15 protein-coding genes are annotated in these 14,534 nt (G+C 53.2%); 7 read left to right on the top strand and 8 right to left on the bottom strand.

Features of this window, described 5'->3' with window-relative positions; translation table 11 throughout:
* Positions 1-109: 109 nt before the first annotated feature.
* Both ABJI30_RS16555 and ABJI30_RS16550 read left to right on the top strand, forming a co-directional pair.
* On the top strand, positions 110-1,495 hold the full coding sequence (locus ABJI30_RS16555) for a vanadium-dependent haloperoxidase (protein WP_348017792.1): 1,386 nt from the start codon (positions 110-112) through the stop codon (positions 1,493-1,495).
* A 5-nt stretch (positions 1,496-1,500) separates the two neighbouring features.
* Positions 1,501-2,538, top strand: a complete 1,038-nt coding sequence (locus tag ABJI30_RS16550; protein WP_348017791.1) for a hypothetical protein — start codon at positions 1,501-1,503, stop codon at positions 2,536-2,538.
* On the opposite strand, the gene ABJI30_RS16545 is transcribed toward ABJI30_RS16550, so the two are convergent.
* Together ABJI30_RS16545 and ABJI30_RS16540 are read right to left on the bottom strand one after the other, a co-directional pair.
* Positions 2,535-2,774 carry a hypothetical protein gene (locus tag ABJI30_RS16545; protein WP_348017790.1) on the bottom strand — a complete coding sequence of 80 codons (240 nt, stop codon included), beginning with the start codon at positions 2,772-2,774 and terminating at the stop codon, positions 2,535-2,537. The two genes, ABJI30_RS16550 and ABJI30_RS16545, sit on opposite strands and share 4 nt — an antisense overlap.
* 33 nt (positions 2,775-2,807) lie before the next feature.
* The gene (locus ABJI30_RS16540; RefSeq protein ID WP_348017789.1) at positions 2,808-3,611 is read right to left on the bottom strand and encodes a PEPxxWA-CTERM sorting domain-containing protein; all 804 of its coding nucleotides are present in this window, start codon (positions 3,609-3,611) and stop codon (positions 2,808-2,810) included.
* 458 nt (positions 3,612-4,069) lie between these two features.
* Between ABJI30_RS16540 and ABJI30_RS16535 the strand changes: the two genes are divergently transcribed.
* The gene (locus tag ABJI30_RS16535) at positions 4,070-5,410 is read left to right on the top strand and encodes a prolyl oligopeptidase family serine peptidase (RefSeq protein WP_348017788.1); all 1,341 of its coding nucleotides are present in this window, start codon (positions 4,070-4,072) and stop codon (positions 5,408-5,410) included.
* A 29-nt stretch (positions 5,411-5,439) separates the two neighbouring features.
* Here the strand turns inward: ABJI30_RS16535 and ABJI30_RS16530 are convergent, their stop codons facing one another.
* The 5 genes from ABJI30_RS16530 to ABJI30_RS16510 all read right to left on the bottom strand — a co-directional run bounded on the left by ABJI30_RS16530 (position 5,440) and on the right by ABJI30_RS16510 (position 9,838).
* The gene (locus ABJI30_RS16530) at positions 5,440-6,114 is read right to left on the bottom strand and encodes a cytochrome b/b6 domain-containing protein (RefSeq protein ID WP_348017787.1); all 675 of its coding nucleotides are present in this window, start codon (positions 6,112-6,114) and stop codon (positions 5,440-5,442) included.
* 6 nt (positions 6,115-6,120) lie between these two features.
* Complete coding sequence (locus tag ABJI30_RS16525) at positions 6,121-6,648, bottom strand: cytochrome c (protein WP_348017786.1); 528 nt, start codon at positions 6,646-6,648, stop codon at positions 6,121-6,123.
* Between the two features lie 93 nt (positions 6,649-6,741).
* The gene (locus ABJI30_RS16520; protein WP_348017785.1) at positions 6,742-8,022 is read right to left on the bottom strand and encodes an alanine racemase; all 1,281 of its coding nucleotides are present in this window, start codon (positions 8,020-8,022) and stop codon (positions 6,742-6,744) included.
* Positions 8,022-9,434, bottom strand: a complete 1,413-nt coding sequence (locus ABJI30_RS16515) for a D-arabinono-1,4-lactone oxidase (RefSeq protein WP_348017784.1) — start codon at positions 9,432-9,434, stop codon at positions 8,022-8,024. Before ABJI30_RS16515 ends, ABJI30_RS16520 begins: the two co-directional genes overlap by 1 nt.
* Complete coding sequence (locus ABJI30_RS16510) at positions 9,431-9,838, bottom strand: c-type cytochrome (protein WP_348017783.1); 408 nt, start codon at positions 9,836-9,838, stop codon at positions 9,431-9,433. The genes ABJI30_RS16515 and ABJI30_RS16510 overlap by 4 nt, the downstream gene beginning before the upstream one ends.
* Positions 9,839-9,913: 75 nt before the next feature.
* Here ABJI30_RS16510 and ABJI30_RS16505 point away from each other — a divergent pair, with 75 nt between their 5' ends.
* The 3 genes from ABJI30_RS16505 (at position 9,914) to dgcA (ending at position 12,741) form a co-directional block, all read left to right on the top strand.
* Entirely contained in the window at positions 9,914-10,543 is a 630-nt protein-coding gene (locus tag ABJI30_RS16505; protein WP_348017782.1) for a helix-turn-helix domain-containing protein, read from the top strand.
* 198 nt (positions 10,544-10,741) lie between these two features.
* Positions 10,742-11,734 carry an N-acetyltransferase DgcN gene (gene dgcN / locus ABJI30_RS16500; RefSeq protein WP_348017781.1) on the top strand — a complete coding sequence of 331 codons (993 nt, stop codon included), beginning with the start codon at positions 10,742-10,744 and terminating at the stop codon, positions 11,732-11,734.
* Positions 11,731-12,741 (top strand): N-acetyl-D-Glu racemase DgcA, encoded by a 1,011-nt coding sequence (gene dgcA / locus ABJI30_RS16495; protein ID WP_348017780.1) that lies wholly within the window; start codon positions 11,731-11,733, stop codon positions 12,739-12,741. The genes dgcN and dgcA overlap by 4 nt, the downstream gene beginning before the upstream one ends.
* Before the next feature lie 9 nt (positions 12,742-12,750).
* Here dgcA and ABJI30_RS16490 read toward each other — a convergent pair whose 3' ends face one another.
* Positions 12,751-13,296 carry a pseudouridine synthase gene (locus ABJI30_RS16490; RefSeq protein ID WP_348017779.1) on the bottom strand — a complete coding sequence of 182 codons (546 nt, stop codon included), beginning with the start codon at positions 13,294-13,296 and terminating at the stop codon, positions 12,751-12,753.
* Positions 13,297-13,378: 82 nt separating this feature from the next.
* Here ABJI30_RS16490 and ABJI30_RS16485 point away from each other — a divergent pair, with 82 nt between their 5' ends.
* Entirely contained in the window at positions 13,379-14,533 is a 1,155-nt protein-coding gene (locus ABJI30_RS16485; RefSeq protein ID WP_348017778.1) for a cupin domain-containing protein, read from the top strand.
* The last annotated feature ends 1 nt before the right edge of the window (position 14,534 follow it).

Here is a 14,534-nt window from a genome sequence, read left to right as displayed (position 1 = left end):
TCAACTTACTTTTACTTTTTTTCATCAGATGTGCGGGTCTGAAAGCGTCGTGACGTCGTGTTTCATGAAGGGGCGTGAAACCAGTTGCGGGGTTAGAAAAGGAAATATCATGATGCAGGTGAACAGGCGCCAGCTGCTCGGAACTTCAGTCGCGGCAACCGCGTTGTCGGTTTTGCCAGCGTGCTCGACCGCTTCGTTTGGAAGCCGCTCCAGCTATGCGACAGCGATTATCGACCCGAAGAATAAGAACACAGTATATCACTGGGTAGACATCGCCATGCAGCAGGTACGTGATCAGCGTGTGCCGCCTCCGCGTGCCGCTTATGATTTCGCGGGTCCCATGGTTGCCGGTTTTGTGGCGGCCAATGCAATAATCGGGCGATATAGTGATCCCTATGGACTGGGGCCGGCACCGCAGGGCGCCGATCCGGAAGTTGCGTATGGTGTGGCCTTTGCCACTGTGGCTTCGGAATGTTTTCAGCAACCGTTCCTGATGGAGCGGGGCAGTTTCAAAAACCGGTTCCCGGATGGAGAAGCGAAAAATCTGGGCGTGAAATGGGGGCGCTATGTCGGCCTGCAAATAAACAAGATGCGCACTCATGATGGATCTGAACCACATAGAGTGAACTATTTTCTTGGTCGCTATCCGCGCCGCAAGGATGTTCTGAAATGGACTCCGACAGGTGCTGCTTATAGTGCTGCCCCGGGCCCCTCGGTTGGCAGCTACGACCGCGGTCTGTTCCCAGGTCATGGCCAGATCAAGCCCTGGACCATGATCAGCGGGTCACAATTTCGGTCGGACCCGTTTCTGGATCCTGCAAGCCCAGAATTTGCAGAAGATTTCGATCTGATCCGTCGGTTGGGCGGAAAAGACAGTGCTATCCGTACCGCTGATCAATCTGAAATTGCGCTATTCTGGGAAGATGGACCGTGGGGCATCACCCCGCCGGGGCATTTTTTGTACATCGCCATGCAAGTCATGCAGGATCGTGGTTTTGATTTTCTCGATATGGCTCGCAATTTCGCTCTGCTGGGCGCAACTCAATGTGACGCATCGATCAATGCGTGGGATAACAAATATCATCACGACGTGATCCGTCCGGAAACAGCGATACTTTCCCGCTGTAGCGAGTTTGGCAGTAAAGATCCTCGAATAGTCGAGCAGCGCAATTGGCAAAGCTATATCCCAACACCAAATTTTCCGGGCTATACATCGGGCCATTCGACCTTTGGAGCTACCGGTGTCGAGATGACAAAATTGCTGATCGGTACGGACAAGGTCAGTTTCAGCCATGAATCGCCCGACCAGGTATTGTGGCCAGAACTGAAAGGCAAGACCCGTCATTGGACCAGCCTCGAGCAGGCGGCTGAAGAGAATGGCTGGAGCCGTCTCTATGGCGGTGTCCACTGGAAAGCCGATCACGACGCGGCAATGAAGGCGGGACGCCAGATCGCTCGCCATGCGCATCAAACCATGTTCCCCCGAAAGGTCTGAATTACATGAAAATTGCTAAATTTGGGCCGCTCATTGGTTCGGCTGCAGCCTCGGCTATACTTGCGTCAAATGCAGCGCATGCACAGGAAGTTAACTTGAATTACGATGCCTTGTCATCGCTCGAAGAACCTCTCGCCACCGATATTGGCGGAATAACGGTCGAGCTGACAGGGTTGGTCGATGTTCCGTTGGCGATAGATATCGAAAGCGCCGACGGAGCGGATGATACCAGTATCGGCTTTGTCGGCAATTTCCAGATCAGTGCAGAGACGCAACTTGACAATCGCTGGACATTGGGCGTCGCTTATTTCGGTCAATATGCCAGTGATGCTAACAGCGTGTTTGACGATGTAGATGAATACAGCGACAATGTTGCAGGATTTGTCGGTACCAGTTTTGGTACGTTTATTGGGGGTAACACCGCTGGCCAGGTGCGAGAGCAAACACGTCGTGCCCGCGGAGTTGGAAATGCCTCTCTCGCTTTCGATAATTTCTACGGTGGTTTGGACGATTGGGGCGGTGCTTATGTCGGGCGGTTCGGACCCAGCATCTTTTCCACAACCGTAGATGAAAATGGCGATTTTGAACTTGGCGTAACTTTTCAGCGGCCGATTGACAAAAACGACATCCGATTGTCCGCACGCATTGCCAATGGCCGATATACATCGTCCGATCTAACCACCGAGTTTGACACCAAGGGCATTAATGCATTGGGCGAGATCGTTTATGGCAGTACCCGTTTCGATTTGGGTGCCGGTTACGAACGGCTTGAGTCGACCGTGGTTGATGTTGATAGATGGTTCCTGTCGGGCGGCGCACAAACCCAGATTAACAATCTGACACTTTCTGCGGAAGCGCATTACGGCAAGGTCGATGGCCAAAGCGAAAAATCTGCATCACTCGGCGCAGCTTATGCAATCGGTCGCGGGCTCTCTCTGAATGCGGGCCTCAATTACAAGGAGGCGAGCATTACATCCGGAGGTGTGGACATTGTCGATTCCGATGAGATTCAGGGGCTTTTGTCAATCCGGTTCAGTTTTTAAATTTCCAGGTTACGCCGCAAGATAAACCAGAATATCCCTGTCTGGTTTGCGGCGAAGGTGCTGCTGCGATGGCCACAACCAGTCTCTCCCTCAAGGGCCGAAGCAGCAGCACCGACCTTTTCAACAAACAATGTCGCTTCGGTCGCCATGAAAATCGCGGGAGCAGTTCTGCTGTTCAGCAATCGAGACAATGGACTACCGAAACCACCAATGGAAAACCCCGCTCGATTGCTCAAGCGGGGTTTTCCAATCTCGGACCCTCTGCATCGCTAGGCGAAACTGAACCGTATCTTCGTCTTGCGACGGCGCATTGCATTTCCGATCAAGCCGAAACCAAAGATCATCATTGCCCAGGTCGTTGGTTCGGGTACTCCGCCAACATCACCTGGCGTATTTGATGCGACAATTCGTAAGTTATCAAACGCAGCGTATTGACCAGACAGCAGATCGATCCGCAAGATCACCTCGCCATTTGTTGATCCGGTGGCATCGAGGCCTCCTAACGCTTCAGTCCAGTCAAATGTATCTCGCGCCGATGTGGTTCCCGTCACATCAAACATGTCTAAAACGGGACCGGTGCCAAGACCCACAGCGCCTGTCGGATTGTCATATAGCGAGAAACGGAAGACCGGAGCCAGGCCGCCAGCAGGTATGAACGGTCCGCCAAATCGATCCAGATCAATGCTTGAAATATCCGCTCGCAAATTCAGAAAATCGAACGAACCGACATTGAATGAAAGGCCAAGCAGGTCATTCTGGCGATCTGACAACATTCCGATTGCGTAGTTGCCGCCTGTGCCTGTTGGATCGGAATAGCCTGTACCAAACGCCTGATCCCCGGTGAGTAGCAAAGTTTCGACCGTAAACGCTTGCGCGAATGAAAACCCGGCTGGTTGACCGCCATAGAGGTCGTTTACGGGGTTGAAGATGTTGATATCGCCGCCATCGTTGACGAAGCCTGTGGGACTCTCAAAATCCTGATCGTAGAGTACCGTTGAGGCTTGGGCAGAAGTGCTTGCTGCTGCTCCGGTTATCGCGATCGCAGCCATGGACTGCATCAGTTTTATTTTCATGGAAACATCCCTTCAATTAGCGACCCTGTTGCTAATCGGGCTGGGTAATCAAAGACGAGATACGCGTTGCCCATTCGCGGATCCGAGATTTTGATTTTACCAATTTTCGGTCAGAGAGCAATTGCTTTATACGTGAAATTGGAGACACGGGCAGTTAGATTGTCCCCCGTTTCAGTTGAATCCGGAATCTGATTACGCTTTTGCCCTGGTGCGGATAACGGTATGTACATTGGGTTCCACGATTGAGCATGTTGTTGATGAATGTAAAAACCCCGCCGACAAATATTGTCGAGCGGGGCTTTGGAACAGCGGGTCGCAATTACCGTTCCGAGAGTTGAATTAGCAGCAGTTGAATGAGTCGCATTGTACAAAATGGACTAACCGGCTCAATTCTCCAAAATCCTGCTTCGGTTTCAACAGCCTTGAATTTGTCGTCCGGTTGTTCAATGGGAGATTGGATGAAAAAGCGACATTTATTTGCCGGAATAGTGGCGGTCCTGGCTGTTGGGGTGGGGGCGACTGCTTATGTGATCACGCCCACCGTTCACGCAGGACAAACTGGTGAAGCTCCCGAACTGGGGCGAACTGGAGTATATGCGGTTGGAACGGTCGCGAAAAACTTCACGCTCACCAACCGCCAGAGGATCACGGGCTGGGGGGCGCTGACCGGTAATCTGGAATCCGCAGACCGCAACTTGTCGGTGCGTTTCTGGTTCCCTGCCAAAGCAGGATCAACTGACGAAACTGCGCAATATGTGCATAGCATGAATCTTCCGGGGAAAGACCCGTTTGATATCGTCAGCAGCGGGTATGCCCATGCAGATGCAGAGGCTTTGGAAGGGGAGAAATTTCCTCTTGTTCTGATGTCGCATGGCTATGGTGGCTGGAATTCGCAGTTCAGCAATTTGGGGGAGCATCTCGCATCACGGGGATATGTGGTTGCATCTATCCATCACGGAGACGCTCCGGTGGATGGTGTGACATCAGCGATCCTCTCGTTCGGTAATGTGCTGGTGGATCGGACGCTTGATCAACGCCAGATCCTGACACAGATACTGGAGAACACCAAAAGTGCCTCGACTGGCTATTCGGCGCTGATCGATCCGCAGACGGTTGGTCTGATTGGATATTCGATGGGCGGCTATGGTGCCATTGCATCCGCGGGCGCGCCCTATGTGTATGAAAACAGTCCGATGTCTAACATCCCCGAAGTGGCTCAGGCGCAGTTGCAGGAAATATCAAAGGAACCTGCTCCGATTAAGGCACTGGTGACATTTGCTCCGTGGGGCGGACAGCCGGATAATCGCGCATGGAGTGCGGAGAACCTGTCGAAAATCCATGCCCCTGTTCTGTTGATTTCCGGCAATCAGGATGATGTGGTGAATTATGAGGAAGGCGTGAAATGGCTCCATGCCAGTTTGACCGGAACCGAGCGTTACATGCTGGTCTATCGTGAAGCGCGGCACAATATTGTTGGTAACGACTTTGACGTTCAGTCTGATTTTGCATTCAGCGCGATAGAGTTTCTCAAGGAGCCGGTCTGGCGGAGCGATCGACTAAACGCGATCAACCAGCATTTTGTGACCGCGTTTCTCGACTGGAAACTGAAAGGCCAGGAGGACAAGGCTGATTATCTGAATGTGCCGACGGTTGATTCAAACAAAGGCAATTGGCCGGTTGGTTTTGGAGAACAGCTCAACGGAAAACTGGCTGGTTCGGAAGAGCAAGACTTTTGGAAGGGCTTTCAGCGCCGCTGGGCCGCCGGTCTGGAAATGCATCATGCTGTCGCCGGAGAATAGTCGTCCAACTACCCTTTAGATACCGTGTCCTAGCCGGCGTTCAAAATGGCGAAGACACAGGCAGCCGCAATGCTGACAGCCAACAGGAACCGTACCGGGCGCATCGTGATATCCTGGGTTGTATCTGCTGCAAAATCAGAACTGTTGCGGCGACCGGACACCATCGGGCGGACAATATTGTCCTTTAAAATGAACTGATAGGTGACAATGGCTGCGACATGCAAAGTGATGAACGTCGCGAGAACATCAAAGTTGAATTCATGCCATTCCGCGAGTTCCCGCCCGGTGTCGAACGAGACGAATACCGCCAGTGGGCCGGACTCTAGCCCGTCAACATCGACCGCAAACAGGCCAGTGCTAACCTGCAGCAACAACGTTGTCAGCATGGCAAAAACGCTCAGCACCCCAATTGGATTATGCCCAAATGTCGGCTTGTGCTGGCGTCTGCGCAATTCACCGGTATAAGTGCCTACTGAGCCAAGCCGTCTGATCATGGGCAGGAAGCGCGCGGTCCATGTTCCGAGCAACCCCCATGATAGTCGAAAAACAACCAGCCCAACCATCGTCACGCCCAGCCGCCGATGCCAGTCCATCCAGCCTTCTTCAGCCGTCCACCACATCAAGGGCACGATCAGCACAATCAGCCAGTGAAACAGGCGTACGGACCAGTCCCAAACAAGGCGTTGTGCCGGATCGCTTGTCATTGCCGGTTAGTCGTCCAGACGATATTTGTCGTGACAGGATTTGCATGTTCCGCCAGCCGTTTTAAAGGCAGCTCCAATTGCTTCGGCGTCTCCGCTTTGGGCAGCTGCATCAAGTTTTGCAGCGGCTTCCTGCATGTCAGATACTTTCTGGAGAAAGTCTTCTTTTTCGTCCCAGATGATTGGCAGCGCGTCGGTTTCAATCCCGGAGTCCGGACCCGTGCCTTCGGGGAACCAGTCTGCCATGCCCTCGGTTTCTGCGGTGATACTCGCCGTTGCAGCCTGTATTGCGGCCATGTCAGGGCTATCGGACTTCGACTGATCGATAATCGTCTTGAACGCCTTGCCAACTTTTTTCAGCTGCCCCTGACGCGCTTCTATCTGATCCTTGACAGTCATTCCATTGGGTAGCGTCGCACTGGCTGTTTCTTCCGTTGCTTCAGAAGTTGCGTCCGTGTCGCCGCTTTGTCCGCATGCGCTAAGCATGGTCAATCCTGCCAGGGCGGCAACTGTAATTTGTACCTTGAAATTTCTCATCCAGAACTCCTTTTAGAGGGGAAACTCAAGGAATAGAACGATCTCAGAGAATTACAAGCCTGCCCCCGACAGACTGGCGCAAAGGATCATGGCTCAGGCAGAAGCGGGGAACACTGGCCAGCGATCCACGATTTCTCCATCATCATATACTGCAATATCTCCGAATTGCAGAAATACCGCTTCGCTTTGCGTGGGACGCAGGAAGACGAAATCATCCGGGGCTATGGATAGCTCACTGCCGCCGTTCAGCATCTCCTGATTGCTCGATCGACCGAATGTGCTGTTGTAACTCAGGCCCGGAGGGTCAACCGGATGGGCGAGCCAGTGACCACCATAGATAAAGACCGTCTTGTCGAGATTGGGGTCCATCACTTTCCGCGCATCATCCGCAAATTCGAGACCAGGGATCTGAGTTTGATCGCTTGTCTTGAGCACCGGTGTTGCGATGAATGACGCAGGTGTAAATGACTCCAGCATATCGGTATCAAAGTCAGTCGGTTTGACCAACGCGGATCCGACCGAAATTTCATTGGCCAGATCGGTATTCTCATACAAGCGAAATGTCGGGCTGCCTGCTGCGTTTCGGGTTGCGGACTGCATGGTCGCATCATCATAAATGGAATTGGCTGCCGAAAGGGCGGCCTGGTAGATTTCCCAGGCGCCATTGGTCGCGCGCTCTCGCCAGCCCAAGGCCGTGGGTAGCTTGGACAGATGTGGCTCATAGCCCATGAACCCGGCAAAACGAAGTCGATTGGATTGCCGCAGTTTTTCCATCATTCCGTTCAAGTCATCGCCAGGCTTCATGCCGCCGCGATGCAGGCCGACGTCCAGTTCGATATTGATCGCCATATCAACCCCGGCCGCTTCGGCGATCTCGGCATATTGTTCAGCGCGCTGCGGCGTATCAACCAGCCACTGGATGTTGCTCGCCGCAGCCGCATTGTCCGCTGGGAGTTCATTGAAAAAATTGCGCACGGCCGCCGCTGGCAAGGGCTTGCCGATCAGCTGGCTGGCGTTCGGCATCGCCTGTGCCAAAGCCAGCAGCATGGGGAGATTGAATGTCATCAGACGATCGGTGCCACTGCGCTGTCGGACATGAGAAATGAGATCCAGCGAGGGCAGGGATTTCGCGACGATGCGATATCCCATGCCGTCAGGCAGGCTCGTCATCAGTCCATCGATATTGGCGTTCAGCCTTGCCCGGTCCACAACCAGCGTGGGTTGCGCGATATTGGCTGCCATCAATGCTTGTTGCATTTGAATGAAATACGGATCTCGCGGCCCACTCTTATCTGATGATCGGCTCATGGCTATTGCTCCTCCGGCCAGAACTGCGCCGCCAGCCAGCACGGTTCGTCTGTTGAGTTTCGGCATTATGCATCTCCCAGAATTTTTGCCATATAGGGAGTGACAAATTTTCCTTGTGGATCCAGTTCCTTGCGGAGGCGATTGAAGTCATCAAATTTCGGGTAAAGTTCACGAAAGTCCCGCGCAACGCGACTATGTAACTTGCCCCAATGCGGGCGTCCGCCATTGTTCAAAAATACCGGTTCAATATCATCAAAGAAATAGGAATAGTCTTCGTTTTCAGCGGCATGGACAGCAATTGAAATGCGATGGCCATCATTAAACGGGCTCAGCCAAGCCGCATCAGGCGCAGTGATTCGGCATTCCAGTGGAAAGAAACTGTCTTTGCGCATTTCCAGCCGGTCAATGACTTCTCGCAAGGTGTCCAGACCGGCGTCCAGAGGCATGTGATATTCGATTTCGTTGAACTTGGTCGGCCGGCTTGTCGAAAGAAGTTTCCAGGCAGCGTCTGTGGTGTCTTCGACCAGTCCTTCCTCAAATTCTCCCTGTGCAATCCGGCGGCGCAACCAGGGCCACCAACCCAGCGTATCACGCAGATGCTTGAGGCCGCCCAATATGTCCTCGTCTTCACTCGGCTGTTTGCCTTCGACCGGACCTTCATGAATGTCATGAATAATCCAGGCAGCATATCCGGTGTGGGGGAAGTAATAGATTTCAAAATTGCGGTGCTTTTTTGACAGAGCATCAAAGCGGCCGAGCAAACTGTCCAGTTTTTCGAGACCGGCCTGACGACGCAAGTTAAATGCCTTTTGCAGTTTCAGATCATAGCGCGTGATGACGCCGAGTGCGCCCAGTGAAACTTTTCCGGCCTGAAACAGTTCGGGGTTTTGAGAGGCACTGGCTTCGAGGATTTCACCCTCAGGCGTAACCAGTTCAAAACCTTGAACATAGTCATGAATCGCCGAAAGCTCGCGCCCTGTTCCATGGGTCGCGGTCGCATAGCCACCGGCAAGAGTCTGAACATCAATATCCGGCAGGTTGGCGAAACCGAGGCCCTGTTCGCTCAGCAGCCTGGCGGCTTGTTGCAATCGCGTGCCGGCACCAAGGCTTGCGGTCTGCCTGGCACTGTCATGCGTGATCAGGCCGGAAAGGGCGCTGATATCGATCATCGTTCCCTCAGCCGGGGCCAGACCGGTAAAGCTGTGACCGCTACCAACCGGGCGAATAGGCGTTGCGGCAGTCTGAATCTGGTCAACAAGTCCCTCCGTCGAAGCCGGTGCCAATATCTGTCTGGGCGTGGCTTTCTGGATTCCTGACCAGTTGGACCAAGCGCTTTCGCCGGTCGGTGCTTCAGGGAGGCCGGGGGCATAATCGTCACGGACATAGTCCTTGCCGCTCCACCAGAAATGACTGCCGACAGGAATTGCAACGGCAGTCGCTGCCCCGCCCAGTAAAAGCGTTCTGCGAGAAATTTTCATTGGCTGGAATCTCCGGACATGAAGTCGGTTAGCGCGATCAATTCGTCATCGGAGCAATCATTGCACAATCCCATTGGCGGCATGGCATTCAAACCGTTTTTGATGTTCGCAAGAACGATTTCCGAGGCTTTTCCATCAAGGCGGACACGCCAGTCCGGGACATGGCCGGTCAGCGGTGCTTTTGCATCGACAAGACTGTGGCACGTGCGACAGGATCGATCATATTTTGCTGCAAGGGCCGGGTCATCCGGAACCAGGGTTTGGGCCAGCGCAATATCTTCAGCTGTGGCCGTGATTGTTTCATTTTTGCTGGTTTGTGTCTGGCCAGCATCGCTTTTTCCATTTTCGCCGCTACACGCTGTAGTCGCTAGAATCAGGCCATATATGAGCAAGTTTCGCATCATTATTCCTTGCAAATTTCCAAAACAATAGTTATTACTATCATAATTAATTTGTTTAGGTCAAGTATGGGAATCTCGATGGCTGGCATTCTGCAGGATACACGGCAGCGTCCGAGACAGAAGCGCGCTGCGGAAACGTTCGACCTGATATTGGAAACCGCCGCCGTGTTGTTGGAAGAGGTCGGCTTCGACAAGCTTTCAACCAATTTGATTTGCGAACGGGCAGGCCTGACGCCGCCTGCGCTCTATCGCTATTTTCCGAATAAATATGCGGTGCTGAAAGAGCTCGGACAGCAGCTAATGGCCGAACAGAATCAAGCCGTTTTTGAATGGCTGCAAGGAGACGTCCAGAGCCTGCGCGAAGCGGAAAGTCTGCAGTCCGTTCTGCGTGGACAATATGATATCACCTGCGCCCGTAAAGGCGGACCATGGATCATGCGATCGCTTCACGCGTCTCCCTTGCTTGAAAATGTGCGGCTGCAATCTCATGATCTGATGGTTGAGAAACTCGTACTGCGCCAACTGGAAACTACACCGGATCTCGATCGATCCATTGCCGAACGGAAATTCCGGATCACGACGGAAACCGGCTATGCCATGCTCGAGATGCTCATCGATAATCCCGACTTGTCGGTGGACGATATTCTGCGAGATGCTGCCCGGATGATGGCGATGCTGCTGGCAGATTTACCGATTGGTGACGCGTAGCAGCCTGCTCCGCTGGCGGCACCGAAAGTTTCGACATGCCGTAGACGCATGATGTTCGCTCGAAATATTATGAATGGATGGATAATCGTCTGTTCTATGATTGTTGTTGAACTTGAATAGGATAATGCATCTTTCAATTTGGCGTCTGCGTGCAAATTCTCATTCAGGCCTCGATGACTTGCATTTTGGAATAGATATATGTTTGACCTGAAAACCCCTTATCTGCTGTTTCTTGGACATGAGGCCAATCCACTGGCCATCAAGACCTCAAGAGGCATCGCGCAGTGGCGACCGGACCTGTGCATCGGGGAAAATGGCAGTCAGCTCACACTGGATTTGCCCAAATTTAATCCCCGTGAGGCCGCCGAGAAGGGAGCCCGGACTTTTGTGATTGGTCTGACCAACACAACCGGCGAGATTTCCAAAGGCTGGATTCCGGACATTCTTGCTGCAATTGATGCCGGACTGGATATTGCCAACGGATTGCACCAGCGTTTGCGCGACATCAAAGAAATCCGTGTGGCTGCGGAACGGAAAAATGTCCGGCTGCACGATGTTCGGCATCAATTTGGCGAATTGCCCATCGGTACTGGCCAGAAGAGATCTGGCAAACGTATGTTGATGGTCGGGACGGATTGCTCCGTGGGGAAGATGTACTCTGCGCTGGCCGTGGAAAGGGAAATGAAATCCCGGGAATTTAACGTCGATTTTCGCGCGACAGGTCAGACGGGAATATTGATCGCCGGGGAAGGTGTTCCCATTGATGCCGTGGTCTCCGATTACATAGCGGGCGCTGTCGAGCATCTTTGCCCGGCCAGCAATGACGCTCACTGGGATGTGATTGAAGGGCAGGGCTCCCTGTTTAATCCTGCCTATGCCGGCGTCTCTCTGGGTCTTTTGCACGGGGCGCAGGCGGATGTGCTTGTGATGTGTCACGAAGCTGGTCGAGAGCAGATCAAAGACAAGCCGGGTTATGCTATTCCCGACATGCAAGATTGTATTGAGACAAATCTGAAAATGGCTCGCCTGACCAATCCTGAAGCAAGATTGGGGGCTATCTCGCTGAACTGTAGGCTGGTAGGTGCGGATCAGGCAAATCGTCTGTGTCACGAACTGGAGGAACAATTTTCGGTGCCTTGCTTCGATCCGATGATTCACGGTGCCGGCGGATTTATTGACCTACTTTCATGACCAGACGCATCTCCATTGATATTGAAAAATGGCCACTCAGGAAGCCGTTTGTCATTGCCCGGGGAACACGGCATGAAACGGAAACGGTTGCGGTAACAATTCATGACGGAGACCTGATCGGCAGGGGGGAAGCTGTTGCCTTGCCCCGATATGGGGAATCCAGCGCATCGGTCGCGCGCCAGATTGAAGCGATGACCAACGCACTGGTGGACGAGATGAACTCCGAAACGCTGCAGCAAGCGATATCCGCCGGAGCTGCACGCAATGCCATCGATGCCGCCCTTTGGGATCTGGAAGCGAAGCGCACCGGACAGGATGTGGGCCAGTTGTCCGGCCTCGGCTGGCCTTCGGATATCCAGACGGTACAGACAATCAGCATATTTGAACCCGAAGAAATGGGTGCAGAGGCCAGAGAACTGGCGAGGTTTCCGGTGATCAAGGTGAAAGCGAACGCAGAGCGGATCGTCGAGCGCATTGCAGCCGTCCACGAAAACGCACCGGATGCCAGACTTGTTGTCGATGGCAATGAAAGCTGGACCATCGACATCCTGCGGGAAGTCGCGCCGGAGCTGGCGCGTTTAGGTGTGGAAATGATCGAACAGCCTTTGCATGCAAATGCGGATCATGACCTGACAGATTATTCCGGTCCTTTGCCCATCTACGCTGACGAAGCCTGTCATACCTGCGCCGACTTGCCGAAACTGAAAGGCAAATATCAGGGTATAAATATCAAACTCGACAAAACTGGTGGTCTGACAGAAGCAATCCGTCTGGCCGACGCCGGATCACGGGAAGGGTTCGACATCATGCTGGGATGCATGGTCAGTACGTCATTAGGAATCGCGCCTGCAATGTTTTTGGCGACGACCGCAAAATATGTCGATATTGACGCACCCGCATTGCTTGCTGAGGATCGCGAACACGCCATTCAGATCAGTGATGGCAGGGTATCACCGCTGTCGCCAGAGCTTTGGGGCGGTGGCGGAAAGCCTGTTTCGCCCGGTTAAAGCCTGCAGTTATGGAGCGAGCTTCCATTGGCCCGGTTCCAAATCTGCAACGCTCCACTCGCCGATAGCCCACCGCACGAGACGCAATGTGGGATGTCCGACAGCTGCTGTCATTCGGCGAACTTGCCGGTTTTTTCCTTCGTTGATCGTAATTTGCAACCAACTGTCCGGGATGGTTTTGCGTATTCGTATCGGTGGATTGCGCGGCCAGAGGGCGGGTTCATCAATTCGTTCCACCTCGGCGGGCCGCGTCATGCCGTCTTTCAAACGCAACCCTTTACGCAACTGGTCAAGGCTTGCTTCATCTGCTTCGCCTTCAATCTGGGCGAGGTAGGTTTTTGGCATTTTGTGCCTGGGATCTGCGATGCGCGCTTGCAGCTTTCCATCATCGGTCAGCAACAACAATCCTTCACTGTCCCGATCGAGCCGCCCGGCAGGATAGACGGCGGGTACATCGATGTAGTCCGAAAGCGTCTCACGTTTCGTTTCGGTTCCGCGATCGGTAAATTGCGAAAGTACTTCATATGGTTTGTTGAACAGGATCAGTTGGGCCATGCCGTCTCTTTGACAGCTGAGACTTATGTCGGCAATGCCATTGCACGGACTTTGCGGTCTCTCTTTTTTCCGGCGGAATGATATGCAGCTTAAAAATTTCGATCCTGACATTTTTCTCCGCGACTACTGGCAGAAGAAGCCTATGATGATCTGCAATCCGTGGGAGGTCTGGAGCAATCCGCTCGAGCCCGATGAACTGGCAGGACTGGCCTGTGAAGAGCAGATTGAATCGCGACTGATTACGCAGTCAGGCGATACGCTGTCCGTTGAAAACGGCCCGATTCCGGAATCGCGATTTGGCAAGATTGGTGAGCGACAGTGGACTTTGCTGGTTCAGGCTGTGGATCAGGTCCTGCCTGATGTCGCGGCATTGATCGAACCTTTCCGCTTTATTCCGAACTGGCGCATTGACGACGTGATGGTGAGCTACGCCGCCGACGGCGGAGGAGTGGGGCCGCATTTTGATCAATATGACGTGTTCCTGATTCAGGGATCAGGCAGGCGTCGCTGGCAAATTGGCGATGCGTGCAATTCAGAAACCCGGTTGCTGCCGCATGATGATCTCCGTCTGCTGGCCGAGTTTGAGCCTACCGACGAATGGATATGTGAACCGGGCGACATTCTCTACGTGCCGCCCGGCATATCCCACAACGGGGTTGCTGTCGGGGAGGATTGCATGACCTATTCGATCGGCTTTCGCGCGCCTTCGCGACGGGAATTGATCGGAAACTGGGGCGATGAGATTATCGACAATTTATCGGATGATGATCGATATGAAGATCCGGATCTGAGCCGTCAGGAAAATCCTGGTGAAATCACCGAACAGGCGATCGCACGACTGCATGATCTGGTTTTGGAAAAAATATCTGACCGGGACGCCTTTGTTCATTGGTTCGGTAAATTTGAGACCATAGCAAAATATCCCGAGCAGAATTGGGCTCCGGAAGAAATGATGGATTCATCGGCGGTCCGGAACAAGATCAATGCTGAAAATCTGATCCGTCGAAATCCGGCCAGCCGGTTTTCATTTGTCCGGCGAGATGCCCATACGCTAACCCTTTTCGTTGACGGGGAAGCCCATATTTGCGCGGATGACATGGTGGTTTTTGCAGAAGAACTTTGCGCTCGCGACCTGGTTGCTATCGGCCAGAAAAGCACAGCTTCGGAGGCTTTGCTGGCATTGATTGCCCATCTCTACAATAGGGGCTGCGTGACTTTTGAAGACGGGAACAGCTGAT

This window comes from Parasphingorhabdus sp. (assembly GCF_039968395.1).
Lineage (GTDB): Bacteria > Pseudomonadota > Alphaproteobacteria > Sphingomonadales > Sphingomonadaceae > Parasphingorhabdus.
Note: the sequence above shows the minus strand (reverse complement) of the source record. Positions and strands in the feature narration are given on the sequence as shown.

What these genes read in the sequence shown, in the direction of transcription:
- ABJI30_RS16530 (WP_348017787.1), bottom strand. Translation starts at nt 6,114, where the DNA reads ATGACAAGCGATCCGGCACAACGCCTTGTTTGGGACTGGTCCGTACGC.
- ABJI30_RS16535 (WP_348017788.1), top strand. Translation starts at nt 4,070, where the DNA reads ATGAAAAAGCGACATTTATTTGCCGGAATAGTGGCGGTCCTGGCTGTT.
- ABJI30_RS16555 (WP_348017792.1), top strand. Translation starts at nt 110, where the DNA reads ATGATGCAGGTGAACAGGCGCCAGCTGCTCGGAACTTCAGTCGCGGCA.
- ABJI30_RS16490 (WP_348017779.1), bottom strand. Translation starts at nt 13,296, where the DNA reads ATGGCCCAACTGATCCTGTTCAACAAACCATATGAAGTACTTTCGCAA.
- dgcA (WP_348017780.1), top strand. Translation starts at nt 11,731, where the DNA reads ATGACCAGACGCATCTCCATTGATATTGAAAAATGGCCACTCAGGAAG.
- ABJI30_RS16550 (WP_348017791.1), top strand. Translation starts at nt 1,501, where the DNA reads ATGAAAATTGCTAAATTTGGGCCGCTCATTGGTTCGGCTGCAGCCTCG.
- dgcN (WP_348017781.1), top strand. Translation starts at nt 10,742, where the DNA reads ATGTTTGACCTGAAAACCCCTTATCTGCTGTTTCTTGGACATGAGGCC.
- ABJI30_RS16505 (WP_348017782.1), top strand. Translation starts at nt 9,914, where the DNA reads ATGGCTGGCATTCTGCAGGATACACGGCAGCGTCCGAGACAGAAGCGC.
- ABJI30_RS16525 (WP_348017786.1), bottom strand. Translation starts at nt 6,648, where the DNA reads ATGAGAAATTTCAAGGTACAAATTACAGTTGCCGCCCTGGCAGGATTG.
- ABJI30_RS16520 (WP_348017785.1), bottom strand. Translation starts at nt 8,022, where the DNA reads ATGCCGAAACTCAACAGACGAACCGTGCTGGCTGGCGGCGCAGTTCTG.
- ABJI30_RS16485 (WP_348017778.1), top strand. Translation starts at nt 13,379, where the DNA reads ATGCAGCTTAAAAATTTCGATCCTGACATTTTTCTCCGCGACTACTGG.
- ABJI30_RS16510 (WP_348017783.1), bottom strand. Translation starts at nt 9,838, where the DNA reads ATGATGCGAAACTTGCTCATATATGGCCTGATTCTAGCGACTACAGCG.
- ABJI30_RS16515 (WP_348017784.1), bottom strand. Translation starts at nt 9,434, where the DNA reads ATGAAAATTTCTCGCAGAACGCTTTTACTGGGCGGGGCAGCGACTGCC.
- ABJI30_RS16540 (WP_348017789.1), bottom strand. Translation starts at nt 3,611, where the DNA reads ATGAAAATAAAACTGATGCAGTCCATGGCTGCGATCGCGATAACCGGA.